22 protein-coding genes are annotated in these 25131 nt (G+C 66.3%); 15 read left to right on the top strand and 7 right to left on the bottom strand.

Going from position 1 to position 25131, the window contains the following annotated elements; all coding sequences use genetic code 11:
* Window positions 1–40: 40 nt before the first annotated feature.
* From kdpB to RDCOP1_RS12350, 5 genes are all read left to right on the top strand, one after another.
* On the top strand, window positions 41–2134 hold the full coding sequence (gene kdpB, locus RDCOP1_RS12370; RefSeq protein ID WP_371836828.1) for a potassium-transporting ATPase subunit KdpB: 2094 nt from the start codon (window positions 41–43) through the stop codon (window positions 2132–2134).
* 5 nt (window positions 2135–2139) lie between these two features.
* Window positions 2140–2799, top strand: coding sequence for a potassium-transporting ATPase subunit C (locus RDCOP1_RS12365; RefSeq protein WP_072701443.1), 660 nt, complete (start codon window positions 2140–2142; stop codon window positions 2797–2799).
* A 7-nt stretch (window positions 2800–2806) separates the two neighbouring features.
* Window positions 2807–5350, top strand: a complete 2544-nt coding sequence (locus tag RDCOP1_RS12360; protein WP_072701445.1) for a sensor histidine kinase — start codon at window positions 2807–2809, stop codon at window positions 5348–5350.
* Window positions 5347–6027 (top strand): response regulator, encoded by a 681-nt coding sequence (locus tag RDCOP1_RS12355; protein ID WP_072700927.1) that lies wholly within the window; start codon window positions 5347–5349, stop codon window positions 6025–6027. Before RDCOP1_RS12360 ends, RDCOP1_RS12355 begins: the two co-directional genes overlap by 4 nt.
* 154 nt (window positions 6028–6181) lie before the next feature.
* A complete protein-coding gene (locus RDCOP1_RS12350; protein WP_072701441.1) occupies window positions 6182–7036 on the top strand; it encodes an LLM class F420-dependent oxidoreductase in 855 nt (284 codons plus the stop codon).
* Window positions 7037–7040: 4 nt separating this feature from the next.
* Here RDCOP1_RS12350 and RDCOP1_RS12345 read toward each other — a convergent pair whose 3' ends face one another.
* Window positions 7041–8327 carry an RNA polymerase sigma factor gene (locus tag RDCOP1_RS12345; protein ID WP_072700925.1) on the bottom strand — a complete coding sequence of 429 codons (1287 nt, stop codon included), beginning with the start codon at window positions 8325–8327 and terminating at the stop codon, window positions 7041–7043.
* Window positions 8328–8332: 5 nt separating this feature from the next.
* A complete protein-coding gene (locus RDCOP1_RS12340; protein WP_072700923.1) occupies window positions 8333–8764 on the bottom strand; it encodes a YciI family protein in 432 nt (143 codons plus the stop codon).
* A 241-nt stretch (window positions 8765–9005) separates the two neighbouring features.
* On the opposite strand from RDCOP1_RS12340, the gene RDCOP1_RS12335 reads away from it, so the two are divergent.
* Both RDCOP1_RS12335 and RDCOP1_RS12330 read left to right on the top strand, forming a co-directional pair.
* Complete coding sequence (locus tag RDCOP1_RS12335; protein WP_072701439.1) at window positions 9006–10295, top strand: glutaminase; 1290 nt, start codon at window positions 9006–9008, stop codon at window positions 10293–10295.
* Between the two features lie 210 nt (window positions 10296–10505).
* Window positions 10506–11363: an alpha/beta fold hydrolase gene (locus RDCOP1_RS12330; RefSeq protein WP_231922868.1), complete on the top strand. Its 858-nt coding sequence runs from the start codon at window positions 10506–10508 to the stop codon at window positions 11361–11363.
* 565 nt (window positions 11364–11928) lie between these two features.
* Here RDCOP1_RS12330 and RDCOP1_RS12320 read toward each other — a convergent pair.
* The 5 genes from RDCOP1_RS12320 to RDCOP1_RS12300 all read right to left on the bottom strand — a co-directional run bounded on the left by RDCOP1_RS12320 (window position 11929) and on the right by RDCOP1_RS12300 (window position 17939).
* A complete protein-coding gene (locus tag RDCOP1_RS12320) occupies window positions 11929–12486 on the bottom strand; it encodes an ABC transporter permease (RefSeq protein ID WP_231922869.1) in 558 nt (185 codons plus the stop codon).
* A gap of 113 nt (window positions 12487–12599) precedes the next feature.
* Window positions 12600–13244, bottom strand: coding sequence for an ABC transporter permease (locus tag RDCOP1_RS12315; RefSeq protein ID WP_072700919.1), 645 nt, complete (start codon window positions 13242–13244; stop codon window positions 12600–12602).
* Window positions 13241–14341 (bottom strand): ABC transporter ATP-binding protein, encoded by a 1101-nt coding sequence (locus tag RDCOP1_RS12310; protein WP_072700917.1) that lies wholly within the window; start codon window positions 14339–14341, stop codon window positions 13241–13243. The genes RDCOP1_RS12315 and RDCOP1_RS12310 overlap by 4 nt, the downstream gene beginning before the upstream one ends.
* Before the next feature lie 13 nt (window positions 14342–14354).
* On the bottom strand, window positions 14355–15266 hold the full coding sequence (locus RDCOP1_RS12305; RefSeq protein ID WP_072700915.1) for an ABC transporter substrate-binding protein: 912 nt from the start codon (window positions 15264–15266) through the stop codon (window positions 14355–14357).
* A gap of 204 nt (window positions 15267–15470) precedes the next feature.
* Window positions 15471–17939, bottom strand: a complete 2469-nt coding sequence (locus RDCOP1_RS12300; RefSeq protein ID WP_084722588.1) for a sensor histidine kinase — start codon at window positions 17937–17939, stop codon at window positions 15471–15473.
* 253 nt (window positions 17940–18192) lie between these two features.
* On the opposite strand from RDCOP1_RS12300, the gene RDCOP1_RS12295 reads away from it, so the two are divergent.
* The 8 genes from RDCOP1_RS12295 to RDCOP1_RS12265 all read left to right on the top strand — a co-directional run bounded on the left by RDCOP1_RS12295 (window position 18193) and on the right by RDCOP1_RS12265 (window position 25115).
* Window positions 18193–19119, top strand: a complete 927-nt coding sequence (locus tag RDCOP1_RS12295) for a LysR family transcriptional regulator (protein WP_072700913.1) — start codon at window positions 18193–18195, stop codon at window positions 19117–19119.
* A gap of 147 nt (window positions 19120–19266) precedes the next feature.
* Window positions 19267–19785: a 2-oxo-4-hydroxy-4-carboxy-5-ureidoimidazoline decarboxylase gene (gene uraD / locus RDCOP1_RS12290; protein ID WP_072700911.1), complete on the top strand. Its 519-nt coding sequence runs from the start codon at window positions 19267–19269 to the stop codon at window positions 19783–19785.
* Window positions 19785–20132 (top strand): hydroxyisourate hydrolase, encoded by a 348-nt coding sequence (gene uraH, locus RDCOP1_RS12285; RefSeq protein WP_072700909.1) that lies wholly within the window; start codon window positions 19785–19787, stop codon window positions 20130–20132. The genes uraD and uraH overlap by 1 nt, the downstream gene beginning before the upstream one ends.
* A 2-nt stretch (window positions 20133–20134) precedes the next feature.
* Window positions 20135–21055 (top strand): factor-independent urate hydroxylase, encoded by a 921-nt coding sequence (gene pucL / locus RDCOP1_RS12280; protein ID WP_072700907.1) that lies wholly within the window; start codon window positions 20135–20137, stop codon window positions 21053–21055.
* A 307-nt stretch (window positions 21056–21362) separates the two neighbouring features.
* Entirely contained in the window at window positions 21363–21539 is a 177-nt protein-coding gene (locus RDCOP1_RS21500) for a hypothetical protein (protein WP_169848885.1), read from the top strand.
* A 43-nt stretch (window positions 21540–21582) separates the two neighbouring features.
* Window positions 21583–22401 (top strand): carotenoid biosynthesis protein, encoded by an 819-nt coding sequence (locus RDCOP1_RS12275; protein ID WP_072700905.1) that lies wholly within the window; start codon window positions 21583–21585, stop codon window positions 22399–22401.
* A gap of 115 nt (window positions 22402–22516) precedes the next feature.
* Window positions 22517–24151 carry a phytoene desaturase family protein gene (crtI, locus tag RDCOP1_RS12270; RefSeq protein ID WP_072700903.1) on the top strand — a complete coding sequence of 545 codons (1635 nt, stop codon included), beginning with the start codon at window positions 22517–22519 and terminating at the stop codon, window positions 24149–24151.
* Window positions 24144–25115 carry a phytoene/squalene synthase family protein gene (locus RDCOP1_RS12265; protein ID WP_072700901.1) on the top strand — a complete coding sequence of 324 codons (972 nt, stop codon included), beginning with the start codon at window positions 24144–24146 and terminating at the stop codon, window positions 25113–25115. Before crtI ends, RDCOP1_RS12265 begins: the two co-directional genes overlap by 8 nt.
* Window positions 25116–25131 lie beyond the last annotated feature (16 nt).

Raw genomic sequence — 25131 nt, 5'->3', positions numbered from 1 at the left:
GCTCCATCACGACTTACACCCTGGAGATGTCTCGGTGACCATCGAACTTCGACGCCCTCGGGAGGACGACGTAACCGCGCCCGCCCCCCGCATCGCCGACGGTCTGTTCTCGCCCCGGCAACTGATCGAGTCCCTGCCGGGTGCAGTGCGCAAACTCGATCCCCGGCACATGGCACGCAACCCGGTGATGTTCGTCGTCCTGGTCGGTTCGGCGATCGCAACCGGTGCCGCGATCGTGGAGCCCACCGTGTTCTCCTGTCTGATCGCGCTGTGGTTGTGGTTCACGGTGCTGTTCGCGAACCTGGCCGAATCGGTCGCCGAGGGGCGGGGTAAGGCGCAAGCGGCGAGTCTCCGGAAGGCGAAGCAGAACACCGTCTCTCGCCGCTTGATGCCGTCGGGCTCGGAAGAGTCCGTACCGGCCACCGAATTGAAGGTCGGAGATCTCGTCGTCGTGGAGGCCGGTGAGACGATCCCCGGCGACGGCGACGTCATCGAAGGGATCGCAACCGTCGACGAGTCCGCGATCACCGGCGAATCCGCGCCGGTCATCCGTGAATCCGGCGGGGATCGTTGTGCGGTCACCGGAGGCACCACCGTGTTGTCGGACCGTATCGTCGTGCGGATCACCGCTCCCGCGGGCCACACGTTCGTGGACCGCATGATCGCTCTCGTGGAGGGCGCGTCCCGGCGGAAGACCCCGAACGAGATCGCGCTCGACATCCTGCTTGCGGCACTGACGATCGTGTTCCTGTTCGCCGTTGTCGCTATCGGGCCCATGAGCGCGTACGCGGGCGCCGAGCAGGGCCCGGTCGAGTTGATTGCGTTGCTGGTCTGCCTGATCCCCACCACGATCGGTGCGCTGCTGTCGGCGATCGGTATCGCGGGGATGGATCGGCTCGTGCAGCGCAACGTGCTGGCGATGTCCGGGCGCGCTGTCGAGGCTGCAGGAGATATCGACACCCTGCTTCTGGACAAGACCGGGACGATCACCTTCGGCAACCGCCGCGCGACCGCGCTGCATCCCGCGCCCGGAGTGACGGAGGCGGAGGTGGCCGGCGCCGCGCGACTGTCGAGTCTTGCCGACACGACACCGGAGGGGCGCAGCATCGTGGAACTGTGCGCCGAGCAGTACCGTCTCGATCCCGAACCCACCGGGGTCGGCGCCGACGCGGAGTTCGTGCCGTTCAGCGCGCACACCAGGATGAGCGGACTCGACCTCACGGACGCGGAGGGCACGGCGGTACGTATCCGCAAGGGCGCCGCCGACGCGGTCGGCCGCTGGACCGCACAATTCGGGACGACGGTGCCGGCCGCCGTCACCGATCTCGTGACGGACATCGCCCGCAGGGGCGGCACCCCCCTGGTCGTTGCCCGGGTGTCGGGCACGACAGCCTCGGTGCTCGGCGTCGTCGAACTGTCCGACGTGGTCAAACCCGGTATGTCGCAACGTTTCGCACAGCTCCGGTCGATGGGTATCCGCACCGTGATGGTCACCGGGGACAATCCGCTGACCGCGAAATCCATCGCGGCAGAGGCGGGTGTGGACGACTTCCTCGCCGAAGCGACCCCGGAGGACAAACTCGCCCTGATCCGCTCCGAACAGGACGGTGGCCGCCTCGTCGCGATGACGGGCGACGGCACCAACGATGCGCCCGCACTCGCGCAGGCCGACGTGGGCGTGGCGATGAACACCGGCACCTCTGCCGCCAAGGAAGCGGGGAACATGGTCGACCTCGACTCCGATCCCACCAAACTGATCGACATCGTCGAGATCGGCAAGCAACTGCTCATCACTCGCGGCGCTCTGACGACGTTCTCGCTGTCCAATGACCTTGCGAAGTACTTCGCCATCCTGCCGGCGCTGTTCAGCGGCATCTACCCGCAGTTGGCAGCGCTGAACATCATGGGGCTCGCGACGCCACAGTCCGCGATCCTCTCGGCGGTGATCTTCAACGCGCTCGTCATCGTCGCGCTCATCCCGCTCGCACTGAAAGGCGTGCGGTACCGCCCCGCCGCCGCATCGTCGCTGTTGGGGCGCAACCTGCTGGTCTACGGCGTCGGCGGCGTGGTGACGCCCTTCGTGGGCATCTGGCTGATCGACCTCGTCGTTCGTCTCGTTCCGGGAATCGGGTGAATGTCATGAGTCAAGGAAATTTCGTGCTCGGTTTCGTGCGGCAACTGAAGGCAGGAGTCATCGTGCTGGTGGCCCTCACCGCGATCGTCGGCCTCGCGTACCCCGCGGCAGTGTGGGCAGTGAGCCGGATCGACACCCACGCCGCGGAAGGATCGCCGCTGGCCGATTCGGCTGGGTGCGTCGTCGGCAGCGAACTCATGGGAGTCGATCCTCAGGTGGCTGCCGGGGAACCCGATCCCTTCTTCCACCTGCGTGTCGTCGGTTCGGTCGCGGACGGCGATCCGTTCGCTCCCGGCGATCCGGCCGCGGCTCTGCCGTCCAACCAGGGGCCCAGCAGCGAGGTGCTGGCGCGGTTCGTGGACGAACGACGCGCCGCGATCGCGGTCCGCGAGGGTGTTGCTCCCGAGGATGTCCCCGTCGACGCGGTCACGGGCTCGGGTTCGGGCGTCGACCCGCACATCTCTCCCGCGTACGCCGCGATCCAGGTACCGCGAGTCGCACGAACGCTCGGTATTCCGGAGGATGACGTCCTCCGCGTCGTCGCCGATCACACTCAGGGACGTCAACTCGGGTTCCTCGGCGCCGAGCGCGTCGATGTTCCCGCCCTCAATGTCGCGCTGGGCTCGACCGCCCCGGACTGTGCCGGTGACACACCGGGTGGATGATGGCGAGATGACCGGTTCCGACCACACAGCATTCCCCGGCGCATCGCGGCGGGGAATGCTGCGGATCTACCTCGGTGCCGCTCCCGGTGCCGGCAAGACCTACGCCATGCTCGATGAGGCGCATCGGCGTCTCGCGCGCGGTGGCGACGTGGTGGTCGCGATCGTCGACACGCACGGCCGCGCACATACCGCCGAGAAACTGGAGGGGCTCGAGATCGTTCCGCCTCGCCGGATCACATATCGCGACAGCGAGTTCGAGGAACTCGATCTCGACGCCGTGCTGGCGCGGCGGCCCGCTGTCGCGCTGGTCGACGAACTCGCCCACACCAACGTGCCCGGTAGCCGGAATGCCAAGCGCTGGAAGGACGTCGAGGAACTGCTCGCCGCGGGAATCGACGTGCTCTCGACCGTCAACATCCAGCATCTCGAGTCCCTCAACGACGTCGTGGAGCAGATCACCGGTGTGGTGCAGCGCGAAACCGTCCCCGACGACATCGTCCGCCGCGCCGACCAGATCGAACTCGTCGACATCACTCCGCAGGCACTGCAGCGCCGGCTCGCACACGGAAATGTGTACGCGCCGGAGAAAGTCGACGCCGCACTGCACAACTACTTCCGCGAAGGCAACCTCACCGCGTTGCGGGAACTGGCACTGTTGTGGCTCGCCGACCAGGTCGACCTCGCACTGGCGAAGTACCGGGGTGATCACGCCATCACCGCCACGTGGGAGGCACGCGAGCGGGTCGTCGTCGCCATCACCGGGGGCCCCGAATCCGAAACGCTCGTGCGACGCGCCAGCCGTATCGCAGCGAAATCCAGTGCCGCACTGATGGTGGTGCACGTCGTGCGGGGCGACGGCTTGACCGGTGTGTCCGCACCCCGGATGGGACAGGTCCGTGAACTCGCCGCGAGCCTCGATGCGAGTCTGCACAGCATCGTCGGCGACGACGTCCCGAGCGCACTGCTCGACTTCGCCCGCGAGGTGAACGCGACCCAGCTGGTGCTCGGGACCTCTCGCCGCCCGAGGTGGGCGCGCATTCTCGACGAGGGTATCGGCGCCGCCGTGGTCCGGGACTCCGGAAAGATCGACGTGCACATGGTCACCCACGAGCACACCTCGTCGGTGCCGGGGCTGGCGCTGGCCGGCCGGCACGACCGCCGGCTCCTCTCGTGGGTCGCGGCCCTGTTCATCCCCCTCGCTGCCGCTGGCATGATGATGGTCCTCGACCGGGTCACCGGATTCACCGACCAGAACATCCTGTTCTTCGTCGTGGTCCTGGCGGTCGCGCTGTTCGGCGGTATCGGCCCGGCGATCGTCGCGGCGTTGTTGTCCGGTCTGCTGTTGAACTTCTTCTTCACCGACCCGCGTCACAGTCTTCTCCTCGCGGACCCGGGGAACTTCGTCACCACCGGCGTGCTGCTCGTCGTCGCCGTCGCGGTGGCGGCGCTCGTGGATGCGGCCGCCGCGCGCAGCAGGGAAGCACGTCTCGCGTCCCAGGAGGCCGAACTCCTCGCATCGTTCGCCGGTGCCGTGCTGCGTGGGGCCGATGTACCGGCGCTGCTCGAGAAGGTCCGGGAAACCTATGCGCAGCAGGGCGTCGGATTCGTCCGCAGCGAAGGGGACGGCTGGGAGGTGCTCGGATCCGCGGGAGCAGCGCCCCCGTTGTCGATCGACCAGGCCGACACCGTCTGCCGGATCGACGACAAACCGTACGTGCTGCTGCTGTCCGGCCCACGCCTCCGCGCGCGCGACCGCAGGATCCTCACCGCGGTGACGGCACAGGCCGCAGGTCTGGTCCGGCAGGAAGAACTCGCCGTGGAGGCTGCGCAGGCGGCGACGCTCTCCGAAACAGACCGTATGCGCCGGATGCTGCTGTCGGCGGTGAGCCACGACCTGCGCACTCCGCTCGCGGCGGTGAAGGCCGCGGTATCGAGTCTGCGCAGCACGGATGTCGCGTTCTCCCCGGACGACACCGCCGAACTGCTCGCGACCATCGAGGAGTCGGCCGATCAGCTCACCCGCCTGGTCACCAACCTGCTGGATTCCTCCCGGCTCGCCGCCGGGGTGGTGGCGCCGGCGTCCGAGCGGGTGTATCTGGATGAGGTGATCCATCGAGCCCTGGTCACCCTCACGAGCAGTGGCCCCGGCACCGCCCGCTCGATACGTGAGCGTGTCGAGGTCGAGGTGGACGACTCTCAGGTGCAGGCAGACGCCGCGCTTCTCGAACGTGTCCTGGCCAACCTCCTCGACAACGCGCTGCGGTACGCACCGACCGGCCCGATCCGGGTCGGTGCGACCTGTGCGAACGACCGGGTGACGGTGACGATCGCCGACTGTGGGCCGGGGCTCGCCGACAGCGAACACGACGACGTCTTCTCCACGTTTCCGCGATCCGGCGATCAGCGGGCGGCGGGCGGCGCGGGATTGGGGCTGACGGTCGCCCGCGGTTTCGTCGAGGCGATGGGCGGCACGGTCACCGCCACCGGCACTCCGGGAGGTGGCACAACGATGATGGTCGAACTCGCCGCGCCGCACGAGGACCCCCGGTGACCCGCATCCTCGTCGTCGACGACGAGCCCCAACTGTTGCGCGCCCTGCGCATCAATCTGACGGCACGGGGCTACGACGTGATCACGGCCGCCGACGGACGTACCGCCCTGCTTGCGGCGTCCCGTCATCATCCGGACGTGATCGTCCTCGATCTCGGGCTGCCGGATCTGGACGGCATCGAAGTGCTGGCGGGCCTGCGCGGCTGGAATACCGCACCCGTCATCGTGCTTTCCGCCCGGACCGATGCCGCCGACAAGGTGGCCGCTCTCGATACCGGTGCAGACGACTACGTCACCAAGCCGTTCGGAATGGAGGAGTTCCTCGCCCGCATCCGCGCCGCCGTCCGGCGCGCGGCGACGCTGCCCGATCTGTCCGACCCGGTGGTCGTGACCGATGCGTTCACCGTCGATCTCGCGGCGAAGAAGGTCGTGCGAGACGGGGCCGACGTCCATCTCACCCCCACCGAATGGGGCATGCTCGAAATGCTGGTGCGCAATAGTGGGAAGCTCGTGGGCCAGCGTGAGCTTCTCACCGAACTGTGGGGACCGTCCTATGTCGGCCAAAACCATTATCTGCGTGTCTATCTGACGCAATTGCGGCGCAAGCTCGAACGAGACCCGACTCGTCCGCGGCATCTGATCACCGAGTCCGGGCGGGGTTACCGGTTCGAGCCTTGACCTGCACCTCCGGGCGAGTTCCGGGCGGTGCAACCGTTGACCGGGACAACGCTGTCGCCGGGATGTGCCGTTAGATTAGCGTGGCCGGTATGACACCTGACCGCCTCGTAGGGCGCGGACCGCGGATGGCGGCCGCCGGACGCCTCCGATGACTCTGCGCCTCGGCATCACGAGCCCTATCGTGACTCGGGTGCCCGGAGTCGCCGGGGACTGGGAGGCCGACGCGGGCGTCGAGGACCTCGTCGCGATCGCGGAAGCCGCCGACCGTCTCGGCTTCGACCATCTGACCTGCAGCGAACACGTGGCCGTACCGGTAGATGTTGCTGCGCAACGAGGTTCGACCTACTGGGATCCACTCGCGACGTTGGGATTCCTGGCTGCGCGCACGCGGAACATCCGGCTCGTCACGCAGGTACTCGTGCTCGGGTACCACCACCCCCTCGAGATCGCGAAACGCTACGGGACCCTCGACCGAGTCAGCGGTGGGCGACTCGTCCTGGGCGTCGGTGTCGGCAGTCTCGCAGAAGAATTCGAACTCCTCGGAGCTCAGTTCGCAGGACGTGGCGAGATCGCCGACGACGCGCTCCGCGCCCTGCGTTCGGCCTGGGGCCGCGAACGACCGTCGTACTCCGGTGCGCATTTCGAGTTCTCCGACATGGTCGTGGATCCCCACGGTGTCCGTACCGAAGTACCCGTCTGGGTCGGGGGCCGCACACCGCGATCTCTTCGGCGTGCGGTGGAACTCGGTAACGGATGGGTGCCCTTCGGCCTCGATCTCGACACCCTCACCGAGATGTTGTCGCGTGTCGAACCACCCGCCGCTTTCGACGTCGTGCTCGGCACCGGCCGGCCCGTCGACCCCATCGGCGACCCGGTGCGGACCGCGGATCGGCTCAGACGCATCGGCGAGGCGGGTGCCACCGTGGCGGGCGTGACGATCGCCGCGACGTCGTCGGAGCATTACCTCGATCAACTCGAGGCACTCGCGGCGCTGAACCGGCAGGAATGAATTCTCACAGGTCGAAGGACTCGCGGACTTCCTCCGCCTTCGCCAGGAGCACCGCACGCTCTCGTTCGTTTCCGGTCAGGCGTGCCGCCTCGAGCAGCTCGCCGCGAGCCTCCACCCCGCGGCCGACCCGGCGGAGCAATTCGCCCCGGACACTGGGCAGCAGGTGGTACCCGGCGAGAGTGCCCGACGCGGCGAGCCTGTCCACATGTTCGAGCGCGACCGCCGGGCCTTCGGCCATCGACAACGCGGCCGCATGGTTGAGGTCGACGACCGGGGACGGCGCCACCCTGGCGAGGATTTCGTAGATCAGGACGATGCGGTCCCAGTCCGTGTCCTCGAAAGTGAGCGCGCGGCTGTGGCATTCGGCTATCGCCGCTTGAAGCCCGTACGGCCCCCGGCCCCGCCCGATTGCGTCGGCGCGGGCGAGTGCGGCAATGCCGCGATTGATCTGGGCGCGATTCCACCGGGTGCGGTCCTGGTCGGCGAGAAGGATCGGCTCGCCGTCGGGGGTCGCGCGGGCGGCGAACCTCGACGCCGTCAATTCCATGAGTGCGACGAGTCCGTGCACTTCGTGTTCTTCGGGGAGAAGCTCGGCGAGGATGCGGCCCAGTCGCAATGCTTCGTCGGCGAGGTCGGCGCGGATCCAATCGCCACCCGAACTTGCGACGTAGCCTTCGTTGAAGATCAGGTAGATCACGCCGAGTACGGCACTGAGCCGGCTCGGAAAGGCCTCTCGGTCCGGCACTTCGAAGGGCACCCGGGCGGCGGTGAGGGCCTTCTTGGCGCGAACGATCCGCTGCTGGACAGCGGTGGTGCGGGTGAGGAAAGCCTTCGCGATCTCGTCGGTGCTCAGGCCCCCTACGACGCGGAGGGTCAGAACCACCTGGGCGTTGCGGTTCAGCACCGGGTGGCACGCAACGAACATCAGCCGCAGCACGTCGTCGTCGATCCGGTCGGGATCCCACGCGTCGGTGTCGAACTTCGATGCGTCGTCCCTCAACTCGCGTGCCAGATAGGCATAACGCTCGTCGAGCCGGTCCCGGCGCCGCCACCCGTCGATCGCTCGTCGGGTGGCCACCGATGTCAGCCACGCCGCCGGATTGCGCGGTACCCCGGTTCCCGGCCACTGCTCGAGTGCCGCGAGCAGTGCCTGTCCAGCAAGATCTTCTGCGAGATCGAGATCACCGACGGTGCGTGTCAGGGCCGCAACGATCTTCGCCGACTCCATGCGCCACACGGCCTCGACGACGCGGCGTGCGTCGTCGAGGCCGTGCGGCCGCGTCTCGCTCATCTCGGTCAGCCGACCACCGGCTTGTCGGTGCCCAGTTGCTCACGCCATTCGGCTTCCTTGCGGACGTATTCGTTGTTCTGATCGAAGTCCTCGGCCGCGGTGACGCGACGTACTTCGAGCTTGGAACCCGGTCCGAGGGGGCAGCGTTTCGCCCACTCGGCGGCTTCCTCCCTGCTCGAGGTCTGGATGATCCAGAAACCGTTGAACAGTTCCTTGGTCTCCCCGTACGGGCCGTCGGTGACCAACGGAGGATCGGAGTCGAAGTCGACGACGAATCCTTCCTCGGCGTCGGACAGGCCTTCCCCCGCGAGAAGGACACCAGCTTTGATCAGATCCTCGTTGTACCGGCCCATGGCGTTGACGATCTCGTTGAAGTCCATGTTCTTGGAAGCTTCGATGGCGGCGTCGGTGGACCGCATCACCAGCATGTATTTCATGGGATTCCCCTTCGTGTCGGAGACCGCGATTCGATCTCTCCTATCTACCCGTCGAACGGGCCGATCGGCGATCGACATTCCGGAGAGATCTTTTTGCCGGGGGTTGCTCGTAATTACCTGTACCCGCACCCGGTATTCCATCGTGGCCCGACGCCTCACGGGTTGTCTACGAATCCGCCTCCTCATTTCCCCGAGGGAACGCCCACGACCGGCGGTATCCGCAATGAGCGACGATGGACCGATGCGTTCACCTCTGCCGGATTACCTGACCGAAGTTCTCTCCGTCTGTTCGAAAGGGGCAGGCGCGACGTCAGACCACATCCCCGAATTGAAGAATGCGGATCCGGACCGCTTCGCGATTTCGCTGGTCACCGCGGAGGGCGTGACATATTCGGTGGGTGACGACGAGACCGAGTTCAGCATCCAGTCGATATCGAAGCCCTTCGTCTACGGTCTCGCGCTCGAAGAGCAGGGCTTCGAGAAGGTGCTCGACAGGATCGGTGTCGAACCGTCGGGTGAAGCCTTCAACGAGATTTCCCTCCAGCGAGATACAGGTCGTCCCCTCAACCCGATGATCAACGCAGGCGCCCTCACCGCACACGCACTGGTGTGCGACAACGCGACGGCAGAGTCTCGTGTCGAGGCCATCCGGAGCCTGTTGTCGTCGATGGCGGGGCGTGAACTCGAAGTCGACGACGCGATCGCAGCCTCGGAACTGAACGCGTCGTTCCGAAATGTCGCTATCGCGAACCTGCTGCGCAACTACCAGAGCTTCCCCGACGATCCCGACGACGTGGTCGCCGGATATGTCGGGCAATGCTCGGTGAAGGTGAATACGGTCGATCTCGCGATGATGGCCGCCACGCTCGCCGGCGGAGGTGTGCAACCGCGCACCGGCGAGCGGATTTTCTCCCGTTCGGTCGTGCGGCAGGTGCTGTCGGTGATGGCGACCTGCGGAATGTACGACGCGGCAGGCGACTGGCTCTCCACCGTCGGCATTCCCGCGAAAAGCGGCATATCGGGCGGGATCATCGGAGTTCTTCCGGGCCAGTTGGGTATTGCGGTGTACTCGCCCCGGCTGGACGAGCACGGCACGAGTGTGCGCGGCGTCGAGGCCTTCGAGCGGTTGTCGCACGACATGAACCTCCACCTCATGGAGGCACCGATCGTGTCGCAATCGGTGTTGCGCCGCCGTGCCGTCCAGGGAGAGGGCGATGAGGCCTTCACCCTTCTCGAACTCCACGGCGACATCCACTTCACGAACGCAGAGGGGATCGTGCGGGCGATGGTGGAGGATCCCGCCGAAACTCCGGGCGTGGTGTTCGATCTCACGTTGGTCCGGGCGGTTCTTCCGGTCGGACGCAGGATGCTGCTCGAGGTGATCCGGCGCCTTCACCGCGACGACATCGAGGTTGCGCTGGTAGACCCCGACGGACGCCTTGCCGACCCGGACGCCGGTGACGGCTATCGTCCACGAGTCGTCTCCTCGGTCGACGAGTTGCGGCAGGGAGTCACCGGCTCGCCCCAGTGACGCCGTGGTACCGGAGTGACGCGAGGGACGCGCGCGCCCGAAGGCCGGAGTGGATGCTGGCGTGGGCCACAGGAGTGAGCTACGGTGTCGTCCGGTGTGCCGCAAGGTCGGCGAAGAGTTGTCGTGCCTACGAGAGAAGATTCATCCCATGCAGTTCACCTGTGAACATGTCGTCGTGCCCGGTTCGGCCCGGGTTGTCGGGTGATTCGGATGCTCACCCGATCCCCCTACCGCTGCCCCGGTGACGACAGCGTCATTCATTCTGCGTGCGCGGGCATGCTGTCGCACTGGGCAAGGCCGGTCGACGAGCACATCGCACGCACGTCGCTGGGCGAGACCTACATCCTGAGTATCGGCGAGGCCACCGCCCGGCCGATCGTCGTCCTGGCCGGTGGAGACCTCCCGGCCGCGGGACTGCGACTCCTCGCGGAGGAGTTCGACAACTCCAGCCGCGTCATCCTGGTCGACCTGCCGGGCCTGCCCGGTGGAAGCGCCCGCACCCGGCCTGCGTCCGAGATTCACGCGGCCTACGGTCGCTGGTTCGTCGAGGTGCTCGACGCACTCGGACTTCCGAGCGCCTCGGTGATCGGACTGGGCTGGTCGGCGTCTGTCGCGGCCGCTGCGGCCGACGTGGACCGCGTCGACAAACTCGTTCTCGCCGCGCCGCTGGGTCTTGTGCCTCGCGCGCGGTGGCATCGCGCCCTCATCCCCGGCCTCCAATGGCGGAACGAACCGAATCTCGAGAACACCCAGCGATACCTGCAGGCGCTGGCCGGCAGTGGCTATCAGCCCGACGATCCGACGCTGCGCTGGTCGTGTCGCGTCGGTGCGTACTGCACCTCGCTGACCGGCCTGCCGCGGATCGGTCGTTCGGTGCTCCAGCGCTGGCGGGGCCGCCCGGTCGAGATCGTGGTCGGTGAGCAGGATCCGCTGGTGCAGGTCTCGTCGCTGCGCAAGCTCGCCGAGGACATGGCGATCGATCTCCAGGTGGTTCCGGGCGCCGGACATCTGCTCGCGGTCGAAGCGCCCGCCAGGCTCGCAGAAGAGGTCTTCGCCCCTCGGGCATGAGCCGTTCTTGCGCGGCACCGCGAAAGTGTGAGCTACGTCGCGTTCAGAACCGTGGTATCCGGTGGTACACCCATTAGGACATACGGCACGGACGGAAGGTCGACGATGCTCTTTTCTTCGCTGTATCCCGTAGCGGGCCGTGTCAAGCCCGATTCGGGCGCGGCCGAACCTGTGAATCCGGCGCCGTCCGAGGATTCGCTGAGGACGACGGTCTCCGCCCTGCGCGCGTGGGGTGCGGATGATTCGGGTGCGGGCACCACAGGTCGCTCGTAGCGCACCGAAATCGGTGGGTGTTCCGGTGGCAAATGCGGCGCCGGACTCCCCCGACGGGCGTGCCTCAGTCCGGCGCCGCAGTTCGCAACACGACACGTCGTACCACAACGTGAGGGTCCCCGCCGAGCGGGCTGTGTAAACCGTAATGGAAGATCACGAAAAGGTCACGCGAAAGCGACACTCCTCGTAGGTCGACGTCTGCCGCGTCGATCGCGTCATCGCTTCCGCACCGCCGCGTAGGCGTATTCGTGCAGGGCACAGCCACCGAGAGGGCTCCGGTACGGGGATTCAGTCACCCCGGCGAGGCCCTCAGGCCTTCCGGCACCAGCACGCGGCGCAGCACCGCGAAGATGCCCAGCACTACCACGGAGCACACCGCCGCGAGAGCGGCACCGCCCACCACGAGTGCGTAGTCGCTACGCGCGAGACCGTCGACGATCGGCCTGCCCACTCCGCCGAAACTCACTGACGCCGCGATCGTCGCGGTAGCCACGATCTGGACCGCCGCTGTCCGCATCCCTACCAGGATGAGCGGCATCGCAACGGGTAGTTGCGCGCGGAGCAGCACCTGGACGCGGGTCATGCCCATACCGCGCGCCGCATCCGTGAGAGCGGGATCGACGTTGCGGATCCCCTCGTAGGAGTTGAGCAGCACGGGCGGCACCGCCAGTGCCACGAGCGGAACCAGAATCGGCACGAGTCCGATGCCGTAGAGCACCACCAGCAGTACGAGCAGTCCGTAGGTCGGAAGTGCCCGCGCGGCGTTCGCGAGGAGGGTCATCAGGATTCCGCCGCGGCCCGTGTGCCCGGTCCACAGCCCCAGAGGCAGCGCGAGCAGGACGGTCAGCATGAAGGCCAGGAGCGTGTAGCCGAAGTGTTCGAGGAGGCGAGCCGGGATTCCGGACGGTCCCGACCAGTTCGCGGCGTCACCGAATCACTCGACGAGATAGTGCCACAACGTCGTCACCGGGTTGCTCCCGCAGACCGGTGCAGCCACGGTGTGGCCAGCCACTGCACGAGCACCAGCACCGCGTCGGCGACGAGTGCCATCACGACTGTGATCGCGACTCCGATCAGCGCGAGATCGAGCCGGTCCAGTTGCACCGACGCGGTGAAGAGCGACCCGAACGCACCCATTCCGATCAGCGCACCGACACTGACCAAGCTGATGTTGGCCACGACCGCGACACGCAACCCCGCGAGGACCGCGGGAAGCGCGATCGGCAGATCCACGATGAGCAGCCTGCGGGGTTCGGAGAATCCCATCGCGATCGCGGACTGGCGCACGCTGTCCGGGACTCCACGCAGTCCGTCGACCACGTTCGGAACGAGGCCGGCGAGGGCATACACGGCGAGCGGCAGGATCACGGTCGTCCGGCTGATGCCGGTGAACGCGATGAGCAGGACGAAGAAGGCAAGCGACGGAATCGAATACAGCACACTCGAGATCGCCAGGACGGGAGGGTACGCCCGCGGCCATCGCACACACACCAGGCCGAGCGGCAGCGCCACCACCAGTCCCAGGAAGGACGCACCGAGAGCCATCACGAGGTGGTCCGACAGCAGTTCCCAGAACGTACCGAGGTAGCCCGGGATTCGGAGGTTCACGGGCGACCCTGCGCCGGTTGGGAATCCGCACGGCGTCGATGCCTGCTGCGAATTACCGCGGTCACTTCTTCGCTGCTGACGACTCCGATTGCCCGCCCTCCCTCGTCGACTGCGACCGCGAACCCGGACGGCGACAGTACCGAGGCGTCCAGAACGCCACGCAACGTGTCCTGTCCGGGCACGAAACCCCGTCCGGCCGGCGCGAGGGCCTCGGGTGCCTGCGGGTCGCGCCAGCCGAGGGGCCGTTTCTCGTCGTCGACGACGAGTAGCCAGCGGTCGTCGCCGGCCCGGCCGGACACGTCTCCGGTGGTCGTGATCCGATCGGTGTGCAGCGGAAGATCTGTTGTGGAGAAGAACGAGAGCAGCCGCACTCCCCGGTCGACCCCGAGGAATCCGGCCACGAAGTCGTCTGCCGGATCGCCCAGAAGCTCTTCGGGAGTGGCGTATTGGGCGAGCACCCCACCCGGACGAAGTACGGCGACGCGGTCGCCGAGAGTGATCGCCTCGTCGATGTCGTGGGTGACCAGCACGATGGTCTTGGCGAGGACCGATTGCAAGCGCAGCAACTCTTGCTGCAACTCCTTGCGGACCACCGGGTCGACCGCCGAAAACGGTTCGTCCATCAGGAGTATCGGCGGATCGGCGGCGAGGGCGCGAGCCACGCCGACGCGTTGCTGCTGCCCGCCCGACAGTTGTGCCGGGTATCGACGGGCCAGTTCCTCTCCCAGTCCGACCCGGCCGAGCACCTCCATGGCGGTCGCCCGGGCCTGCTTGCGTGAGGCACCCATCAATCGTGGCACCGTTGCGACGTTGTCTACGACGGTCCGGTGTGGGAACAACCCGGCGTGCTGGATGACGTATCCCATCCCCCGCCGGAGCGTTCGAGGATCCTGGGTGCGCACGTCCTCACCGTTGACCAGCACGCGCCCGCCGGTCGGGTCCACCATCCGGTTGATCATGCGGAGAGAAGTGGTCTTACCGCATCCGGACGGTCCGACGAACACGGTCAGCGTGCCGGTGGGCACCTCGAGCGACAAGCCGTCGACCGCCACCGTTCCGTCGGGATACTGCTTCTCGACGTTGTCGAAAGTGATCACATCACACCGGCTTTCATTTCAGGCCGTTGCTCTGCAACCATTCTTCGGCGACGACGTCGATGTCACGTCCCTCGGTGACGACCTGTCCCACCAGTTCGATGAGAACATCTGTGGTGAGGTTCTGCGACACGGCGTCGAGTGCTGCGACGTCCTCGTTCGTCAGGTCTTCGCGGTGAACGAGTGGAGTGACATTCTGCGCTCCGAAGACCGATTCCGGGTCTTCCAATGCGACAAAGGGTTCGGTGCTGAGGGAGGGATCGGTGGTGAAGATGTTCGCGACCTGGATGGTGTCGTCGCCGAGCGCACGGATGGTGATCGGTCCGCCCGTGTCGGTGGGCACGAACTCTTCGAACTCGACGCCGTAGACGTCGCGGAGGCCGACGACACCCTGGCGTCGAGTCTCGAACTCCGGCGGTCCGCCGAGGGCGAGTTCTCCCGCCACCGGTGCGAGGTCCGCGATGGTCGTCAGATTGTAGCGATCCGCGGTCTCCGTCGTGACGACCAAGGCGTCCTTGTTCTCACCGGGCGCGGAGGTAAGGATGGTCAGCCCCTCGGGAAGCGACTCGGCCAGAGCCGAATTGACCTCGTCGGTGGTCGCGGCAGTGTTCTCCGGGTCGACGCGGGCGAGCAGCGCACCGTTGTACTCGGGCAGCACGGTGATGGCCCCCGACGCGACCTGGTCGTAGTAGATTTCCCGGCTGCCGATGTTGAACTGGCGTGTCACTTCGGCGCCCTCGGCTTCGAGCGCCTGAGCGTAGATCTCTGCGAGCAAGACGTTCTCGGGGAAGTTGGCAGAACCCACGACGATGGGGCCGCCCTCCCCGGCGTCGGCTGCGAGTGGATCATCGGCGTTGTTTCCGGAGCATCCGGCCACCACCAAAGCGGCGGTGGCGACAACTACGGCGGTGCGCACGAAACGTTTCACGTGTTTCTCCCTCGGCGTCGGCGTGTCGACTCTAACGCGCTCATCCGGGGGATACGCCTGATTTGTCGCCGATCTGCGCCCCGATGCAGGTGATGCCGCCGGGGACCGAATGGTCGCCCTGCGGCATCACCTGCATAGGTTCAGCGCCGGATGCAGGCTCCGGCTGTCGAGCCCGGGCTCACACCGTCGAGGCGGAGGAACCGGTCACTCACCGTTGTTGCGTGAAACCCAGCGTTCGTGCAACTGTCCGCGCCGGATTCCCGGACTCGTTCCGGGAGCGGGTCCCGGCGGGTTGCTCGGCGGAAGGGGACGCTCCCACGGATTCTCCGCCGGTGCGCCGTTGTTGTACGAGTCGTTGCCGTTGCGGTCGTACCCGTTGTTGTACGAGTCGTTGCCGTTCTGGTCGTACCCGTTGTTGTTCTGCTCGAAGGAGCCGTACGAGTCGTCGCCGTTCTGGTCGTACCCGTTGTTGTACGAGTCGTTGCTGTTCTGCTCGTATCCGGCGTACGAGTCGTTGCTGTTGCGGTCGTACCCGTTGTTGTACGAGTCGTTGCCGTTCTGGTCGTACCCGTTGTTGCTCTGCTCGTAGGAGCCGTAGGAGTCGCTGCCGTTCGCGGACGCGTCGCCGCCGTTCTGGCCGGCCGAGGCAAACGCTTCGTTGCCGTTCTGGGACCCTCCGGCATACGACTCGACGGCATTCTGACTGTAGGAACGAGTCTGGTCGTACTGATCGGTGTACTCCGACGAAGTCTCCCCGGCCGGCGTCGGAAGTCGTCGGGGCCGGTCGATCTGGAACGGATCGGACTGGCTCCCGGTGCCCTTGAGCAAGCGGATCGGCAGGTACAGGCTCGCGGTGACGCCGGAGTTGGTTGCGGAGTCGAACGTCGGGCGCAACCGCACCGTGATGCCGTGGCGGGCGGCGAGACGGGCGACCACGAACAGACCCATGCGACGAGCCGCACCGGAACCTGCTTCGCTGTCGGTCGCCAACCGTTCGTTGATCTCGGCGAGTTCGTCTCCGGGGATGCCGATTCCGCGGTCGGCGATCTCGAGGAGCAGACCACCGTCGACTGCGCGCGAGAACGCGAAGGCCACGGTGCTCTCGGGCGGTGAGGCGCGCAGCGCGTTGTCGAGGAGTTCGGCAACCATATGGACGACGTCGGTCACCGCGGTACCGACGAGGGAACCTTCCGGGGCGTTTCCGACATTCACACGCTGGTAGTTCTCGACCTGGGAGACTGCGGCACGCAGAACGTCGCCGAGCGGGGTGTCCGGGATCCGGCCCATGCGCTGCCGGGTGCCGGCGAGGACGAGCAAGGAGTCACCGGTGCGGCGCATACGCGCTGCGAGGTGGTCGAGTGCGAACAGGTTCTGCAGACGTGTGGGGTCGCGTTCTTCGTGTTCGAGCGAGTCGATGAGCGAAAGCTGCTGCTCGACGAGCGTCTTGTTGCGGCGGGCCAGCGTTTCGAGCATCTCGTTGACCTGGCGGCGCAACTGGGCCTGCTCGCCGGCCAGGCGGAGCGCGCCCTCGTTCATCGTGTCGACAGCGCGGGCGACCTCGCCGACTTCTTCCTTCGAGTGCACTCGCACGGGAGGAAGCGTCACACTGTCGATCTCGGCGCCGTCCTTGATCGCGGCGATGGCCTCGGGCAGGCTCTGTTCGGCGGCGAGCAGCGTGTCGTTTCGCAGGCGGCGGAGGGGGCGCACGATCGACAGAGCCACCATGACGGTCAGGCCCAAGGCGACCGCCAGCACGACGGCAATACCGATGGCGTTCTTGAGTGCCTCGGTACGAGCTTCGCTCGCATGCTGGTCGAGGAGGCCGACGATGCGGATCGAGGAGTTGCGGACTTCCTCGATGTACACCATGAGGCTCGTGAAGATCGAGTTCCGCAGTGCTGCGGTGTCGCCGGAGCCGCTGTCGAGGCCGGCAGTCAGTGTTCGGCGGTTGTCGAGTTCGGCGGTCAAGGCATCGAGGGAGCTCGTGTCCGTGATGCTGGGGTTGGCCTCGACGGTCTCGCGCAGGATCGACACCTGGGCGGCGTCGGTGCCGAGCGCGTTGCTCCACATCAGGAGGGACCCTTCGGTCCCGTCACCGAGCGCGGAGAACGCCACGACCTGGTCGAGCAGTGCCCACTGGGTCGTCCACATGTCGAGCAGGGTCGCGCTTTCCTGCAGGACGTCCGGTTCCGGCGCGGTCGACGCGGCGGCGCGGAAGACCGAACTGACACGGCTGATGAATGCCTGTGCCCGTTCACTGGCGACCAGTGGTGCCATCGACCCGGCGACGGCGCTGTCGAGCAGGCTGTTTCCCTCGGCGAGCACCTTGTTGAGCGCCGACTTGATCTCGGGCTCGAGGCTGATGTTCGCCATCTGTTCCGTCAGGACCCGCTCGGCTTCGCGCGAGGTTGTCTCACCGTTGTCGGTGGGCAACCCGATGATCGTCGCCGCGGCGGCACCGGCGACGCCGGTGCTGTACTCGGCGAACATCGGAAGAATCGAGACCTGCTCGGCAGCGGTGGCGAAGTGGCGCGAGTCCTCGAACAGGGTGTAGACGCGGAGCGATCCGAAGAAGGCGGCCGCGATGATGGGAACCGCCACGATTGCGGTGACCTTGCGCCATAGGCGCCAGTTTTCGGGGGAGTACTGCCGGAACTGTTGCTTGAGACTCATCGTGTTCGGCCCGAACCTCTCTTGTACGTACACCGGTCGGCCGGCCGAAGCGGATGACAAATCACATGGGCCAGGGCGAAACACGGGTCCGCCGCCGTCAGGACGTGGGTCAGCGTAAGTGTCGTTCGACCGGCTCACAAGATCGAAAAGTAACTCGGATAGCTGCTATACATCTTTGGGTATAGGCAGCGGTGGTGGGATACGATCCCGCCGGAATTTACCGTTACGCCGGGTTCCGGAAAGGTGGTGCCGAGTGGACTTGAGGCGGGTGGATCTCAACCTGCTTGTCGTCCTCGACGTGCTGCTCTCCGAATGCAATGTGACCCGCGCGGCCGAACGACTGAACATGTCGCAGCCGGCGACGAGTACGGCCCTCGCCCGGCTGCGGAAACAATTCGACGATCAGTTGCTGGTGAAGAACGGTCGCAACCTGCGACTCACCCCACGGGCGCAGGCACTCGTCGGACCGTTGAGGAGCGTGCTGCACACGCTGGAACGTTCCATCCTGACCGAACCCACATTCGACCCGACCGTGGATTCGCGTGTGTTCACACTGCTGACCGGCGATTACACCGAGGTCGCGCTGCTCCGCATGCTCATGCGACGAGGGCATCCGGCCAACGTCAGGTTCGATCTGCGCCCCCTCAGCAAAGCGTCCATCGCGGCCTTCCATCGCCACGAGGCAGATCTTGCCGTGCTGCCCGAACAACTGCTCGACGCACCGGAATTCGAACGGTGCCACCGCAGGGCCGTGCTCACCGACCGCTATGTCGGTGCGGTATGGACGGGGCATCCGTACACGGGGACGGAACTGAACCGCGAAGTGCTGTCCCACTACCCGTTCATGTCGTACCTGCAATACGACGACGACACGGCCCTGGGCCGGTCACTGCTGCGCGCGGGGATCGTCGCGCGTACGGGGGCATCGACGACGAATATCGCGGTGCTCCCCTACGCACTCGAACACACGGTCTTCGTCACGCTCATGCCCGAACGGATGGCGGAACGGATGGCCGCGGTCGCATCGCTGCGCATCCTCGAGCCGGCGTTCGACCTGCCTCCGCTCTGTGAATACGCGGTCTGGCACGAGGAATCCGAATCGGATCCCGCTCACATATGGCTCCGTAGCCAGATCGACCCGTCGCTCGTCGAGCGCGTGCCGGTCTCCCAGCCCGGCTGACCGCGCCGCGACGCCGGTCCGGCGTCACCGGAGACGGCTTTGTCGGATCATCCAAGGAGTGGGTAACGCTCCCCGCGAACTTTGTAGCGCGTCCGGTACCGGCAGCTCCTTCCATCCGCCATCGTGGGGACAGGAGAGAGGAGTCCCGTGCCGTATACCTGTGCCGAGTTCGATGCGCTTCCCGTCCCCGACGCAGACGCGATCCTGTCCGAGTGCTGCTCGAGCAGGACGTGGGTAGGTCGACTCGTCGACGGACGCCCCTACGGTGCCCGCGCCGAATTGCTGCGCGCATCCGACGAGGCAACGGCTGCACTGGCTCGCGACGACGTCGCCGACGCCCTCGCCGGGCATCCCCGGATCGGGGAGCGTTCGGACCACCCCTCGTCGCGACGGGAGCAGGCGTCGGTGGGAACCGCCGATGCGCGCATCCGCGATGCGCTCGCCGAGGGCAACCGGGAGTACGAGGAGCGCTTCGGGCACGTCTATCTCGTGCGCGCGTCGGGGCGATCCGCCGCCGAACTCCTCTCGATCCTGCAACGCCGCCTCACCCATGACCCCGAAACCGAATGGAACGAGACCAAAGCCGCTCTCGCCGAGATCAATCGCGTGAGGCTCGAAGTGCTTGTCGCCGACGACTCGGCCGGTCCCGGAAGGAAAGGTGTGTAGTGACCATCCTGAGCACGCACGTCCTTGATGCGACCACCGGAACACCCGCAGCGGGTATCGAGGTGATGCTCTCGTCCGGCGGAGCGGAACTCGCGCGTTCCCGCACCGACGACGACGGACGGATCACCGAATTCCCCTGTCCGCCGATCGAAGCCGGGACCTACACGCTTACGTTCGCGACAGGTGATTACTTCGCGCATCGGCGAACCGAGACCTTCTATCCCGAAGTCGTCATCACATTCCGGATACCCGAACAGCGACCGGATGCCGCACCGGACGAAAACCGGAAATTCCATGTACCGCTGCTCTTGTCGCCCTATTCCTATTCCACCTATCGAGGGAGCTGACCGTGAGTGAACTGACCGGAAAGATCGTGCTCGGCTCCAATCGCTACGGCAAGGCCGAGAACCGGGTCGTCCGGATCCAGCGGGACACCCCCCGCCACGAGATCCGCGACCTCAACGTCTCGACCTGCCTGCGGGGCGACTTCGACGCCGCACATCTGGCCGGCGACCAGGGCGCCGTGCTGCCCACCGACACCCAGAAGCAAACGGTGTACGCCTACGCGAAGAGCAAGGGCGTGGAATTCGTCGAGACCTATGCGCTCGACCTCGCGCGGCATTTCGTCGACGATGTCGAACCCGTGCGCGCAGCCCGCGTCGAGATCGACGACTACGCCTGGGAGCGGGTGTCGATCGACGGCGTCGAACACGATCACACGTGGACCCGCACAGGTCCGGAGGTGCGCACCGTCGCGGTGACCGTCGAGGGAACCGGGGCCGAGCGACAGGAATGGGTGATCGGCGGAGTCAAAGATCTCGTCGTGCTCAAATCGACCGGGTCCGAGTTCGCGGGCTTCCTCACCGACCCGTACACGGTGCTCGAGCCGACCTCCGACCGTGTGATGGCGACCAGCCTGGTCGCGCAGTGGCGTTTCACGACCGTGGCCGTCGACTGGGACACCACCTATTCCGGGATCAGGGCCACGATGCTCGAGCGCTTCGCGAATCTGCAATCGAAGGCCCTGCAGCAGACCTTGTTCGAGATGGGCCGGGCGGTGCTGGAGAAATACCCGGTGATCGCCGAGATCCGCCTGTCGGCGCCCAACAAGCATCACTTCGTGTACGACCTCGAACGGTTCGGTCTCGAGAACCCCAACGAGGTGTTCCACGCCGACGATCGGCCCTACGGGCTGATTCAGGCCACGGTGGAACGGGAAGATGCACCCGACGCCGGAATCGCATGGGAGCGATTCGTCGACTGGATGTGACGGCCGGACGACTGTTCGGGACGTGGTGGTGTGCGCCTGCAAGCCCGGCGCGCGCCACCACTTTCGTGTTGCGGGGGTGAACGGGGAACTTTTTCGGTCCCGTACCCATCCGCACCTACCCCGGCTCCGAATCGCAGGCAGACGGTAGAGGACCGTCTCCGTCCCGAAACGTGTCGGCACGGTGACCGCGAGACGAGGTGGCCCACATGCGCGCGCAGGTAGAAGCAGGTTTCCTGGCGATTCATACTCCGCTGGTCGAGTCCGGCACGTGGCCGCTCAGCGTCGTGCCGATGTGAGGCGAGATCTGATGTCTCCTCCTCCTGCCGCCGGCTCCCCCCGGCACCACGGCCCGTACTCGTCGTCGGGTGTCGGATTTCTGCAGATGTTCATGGATGCCCAGCGGGTAGACTCCGCGGTGTCGAGCGATTCACCCGAGGAGGTGGCGCACGACGCCGACCCCACGGACGAGCGGCTGCAGCGATGAGCGTGGTCCCGCCGCACCACACGCCGACCCGGTACGCGCGCCGATGACGCGCGTGGTGTGGGCGATCGTCGCGGGTGCGGTGCTCGCCCAGATCGCTTATCCGCTCGCGAGCGATGCTTCGAGGGATGTCGTCACCGTCGCGGTCGTGCTCCTTCTCACGGCTGCGTCGCTGGTACATGCCGCCATCACGCGGGGCCCGCTCTGGACCGTGGTCCTCTTCGCCTCGACTGCCGGACTCGGTCTCCTCTCGGAGGTCATCGGTACTGCGACGGGTTTCCCGTTCGGAAGCTACTTCTACGCCACCGGTCGACTCGGTCCCGAGATCGTGGGCGTTCCGGCGGTCGTGCCCCTGGCGTGGACTGCCGGCTTCTACCCGATCTGGTGCGCAGCAACCTTCGTCCTCCGGCGAGCAGGGATATCGGGAGAGAGACGGGCCTTCGGGCGAGTGCTGATGGTCGCAGTGGGGATGGTCGGATGGGACCTGTACCTCGACAGCCAAATGGTGACCGACGGGCAGTGGACCTGGACCTCCGGCAACGCCGGGCTCCCCGGTATCCCCTCCATTCCGTACACCAACTACCTCGGCTGGTTCGCCGTCGCGCTCCTGATGGCGATCGTCGTGGACAGGGTGGGAGGGCTGACCGAGTCGCGCAGGCCGCGCGGCCGGAGCATGTCGGATGCCGCGCCGCTGGTTCTTTTCCTGTGGACGTGGCTGGGGTCGGGTTTCGCGCACGCATTCCTCTTGGAGGGTGACGAAATGCGCTTTTCGGCTGTCTACGGTTTCTGCGTCATGGGGGTCGTAGGGTTCCCCTTGGTGGCCTTATGGATTCGGCAACCCGGAAAGGTCACGGTGAAGACATGATCGCAACGAAGACGTCCGCTCCACGAGAAACGAGCCGGGAAATGAGCACATTCGTGCCGCACTGCGTCGTAGCCACCGTTGTCGTCGCCACCGTCGTTGCGAGCGGGGGCCGGTCATGAGGTCGGTACCCGGTGACGTCGACTCGGTCGTGGTGGTGGGAGCGGGCCTCTCCGGTCTCGCCGCCGCGTTGCATCTCGCCGGCGCGGGCAAGCGCGTCACCGTCCTCGAGCGCGACAGCACGGTCGGTGGACGGGTGGGTACCTACCCGGTATTCGACGACGCAGGCCGGCCGCTGTACAGGATCGACAACGGTGCCAGCGTGCTCACGATGCCGGAACTCATCTCCGACGCGCTTTCTGCCGTCGGGGAGTCGTTCGCGACCACCACTCCCAGAGTCGAACTGAGCAAGCTCTCTCCGAGCTATCACGCCCGCTACGCCGACGGAACTTCCCTGAACGTCCACTCGGATCCCGCAACCATGTATGCGGAGATCGAAAGGGTATGTGGCCCAAGCGATGCGGATGGATATCGCAGGCTGCGGGACTGGCTGGAGACGATCTTCGACACGGAGTTCGATCGCTACATCGCCTCGAACTTCGATTCACCGCTCGACCTCGTGGCGTCGCGTGCAGCCCTGCGCGACACGGTGAAACTGGCCTTGCTCGGGGGTTTCGGGCGGCTCGGCCCCCGGATCGCGTCGTTCGTCGAGGACGACCGGCTACGCCGGATCTTTACTTTCCAGTCCCTCTACGCGGGCGTTGCTCCGTCGAAGGCGCTCGGCGTGTACGGCGCCATCGCACACATGGACACCTCGCTCGGAGTCTATTTCCCCGCGGGTGGAATGTCCGCGATCGCGGAAGCGATGGCGGACGCGCTGACACGGCACGGCGGCGCGTTGTGCACCTCCGCCGAAGTCGCCGAACTGGAAATCCGGAACAAGCGAGCGACGGCCGTCCGGACGACGGACGACCGCCGCTTCCCCTGCGACGCGCTGGTGCTCACGGCCGACCTTCCGGTCGTCGACGGGTTGCTGGAGCAGGCCGGCGTGACGGCCCGGGGCAAGAAGCGTGGATACGGTGTCGTGTCTCCGTCCGCGGTGGTGTTCCACGGCACGGTTCCCACCGAGGTCACGCAGTCGTGGCCCTCCGCCTCGCATCACACGATCGACTTCGGCGAGCAGTGGGCCGAGACGTTCGCACGTATCACTGCAGGACGCGGGCGTGGACAGTTGATGGAGGACCCGTCCTTGCTCATCACCCGGCCGGCGGTCAGCGACCCCTCCCTGCACATGGTCCGAAACGGTGTCCGGAGCGAGCCGGTGTCGGTGTTGGCACCGTGTCCCAACTTGGCGTCCGCTCCCATCGACTGGAACCGCCGGGCCGTCCCCTACATGCGGGAAATCCAGATCGTTCTCGAACAGCGTGGTTACCGGGGGCTGACCGCCGCGATGGTGATCGATCACCTCGACACTCCGCAAACCTGGCTCGAGAAGGGCATGCTCGACGGAAGCCCGTTCTCCTCGGCGCACGTTTTCAGCCAGACCGGCCCGTTCCGGCGCAAGAACATGGTCGCGGGCGTCGACAACGTGGTGCTGGCGGGGTCGGGTACCACACCCGGTGTCGGGGTGCCGACCGTCCTCGTCTCCGGGCGCCTGGCCGCCGAGAGGATAATCGGATCGTCCGGGAACGAGAGGTCTCGGCAGCCTGCCGCCACACGGCCGGGACTCTCCGAGGGAGTAGAGCATGGGTGAACTCGCCGGGATCGACCCCGGACTCCACGAGGCGTATCGTGTGTGCCGCGAACTGAACGAGCAGCACGGGAAAACGTACTTTCTCGCGACGCGAATCCTTCCGGCGTCCAAACGCGCAGGCGTGCACGCACTCTACGGATTCGCGCGGATGGTCGACGATGTCGTCGACGTCGAAGGCGGCTCGGATCGTGCGGCCGCGGCGACGGTGGATGCGTTCGAGGAACACATCCGATCCGCCTTCGCCGGAGGACCTCTGGGACGGAGCCGATCCGATCTCGTGCTCGCAGCGCTCGTGGATACCACTGCGCGATACGATATTCCGCACGATTACTTCTACGCCTTCCTCCATTCGATGAGGATGGACATACCGGGAACGCCGATGTTCCGCTCTCGGTACCGCACGATGGACGAGTTGTCGGAGTACATGTACGGATCGGCCGCGGTGATCGGCTTGCAGATGCTTCCCATCCTCGGCACCGAAGTCGATCGCGAGGAGGCATCGGGCCCGGCTGCCGCGCTCGGGGAGGCTTTCCAGCTCACGAACTTCATCCGGGACATGGGCGAGGATCTCGATCGAGACCGGATCTACCTGCCCACATACGATCTGGAAGCTTTCGGAGTCGATGAGGACCTGCTCCGATACTGCCGGACGACGGGCCGTAACGATCCCCGGCTCGAACGTGCGCTCGCCCACCTGATCGCGCACACCCGGTCGGTGTACCGCACCGCCGACCCCGGAATCGACATGCTCGACCCTCCGGTGCGACCGGGCATGCGCACGGCGTTCGTGCTGTACCGCGACATTCTCCGGGAGGTGGAAGACAGCGGATATCGCGTACTTCATCAACGGGCCCGCGTCTCCCGGCGGCGTCGCCTCGCTGTCGCTGCGCCACGCTTGGCGGAGGCGGGATGGACAACCTTCCGTACCCGGGCGAAGACGGCCAAGAGCGTGGGTCAGGCGTAGTGACCGGCCCGCCACT

It is taken from the genome of Rhodococcus coprophilus NBRC 100603 (assembly GCF_001895045.1).
GTDB classification, from domain to species: domain Bacteria; phylum Actinomycetota; class Actinomycetes; order Mycobacteriales; family Mycobacteriaceae; genus Rhodococcus; species Rhodococcus coprophilus.
This window is presented reverse-complemented; position numbering and strand designations above follow the sequence as displayed.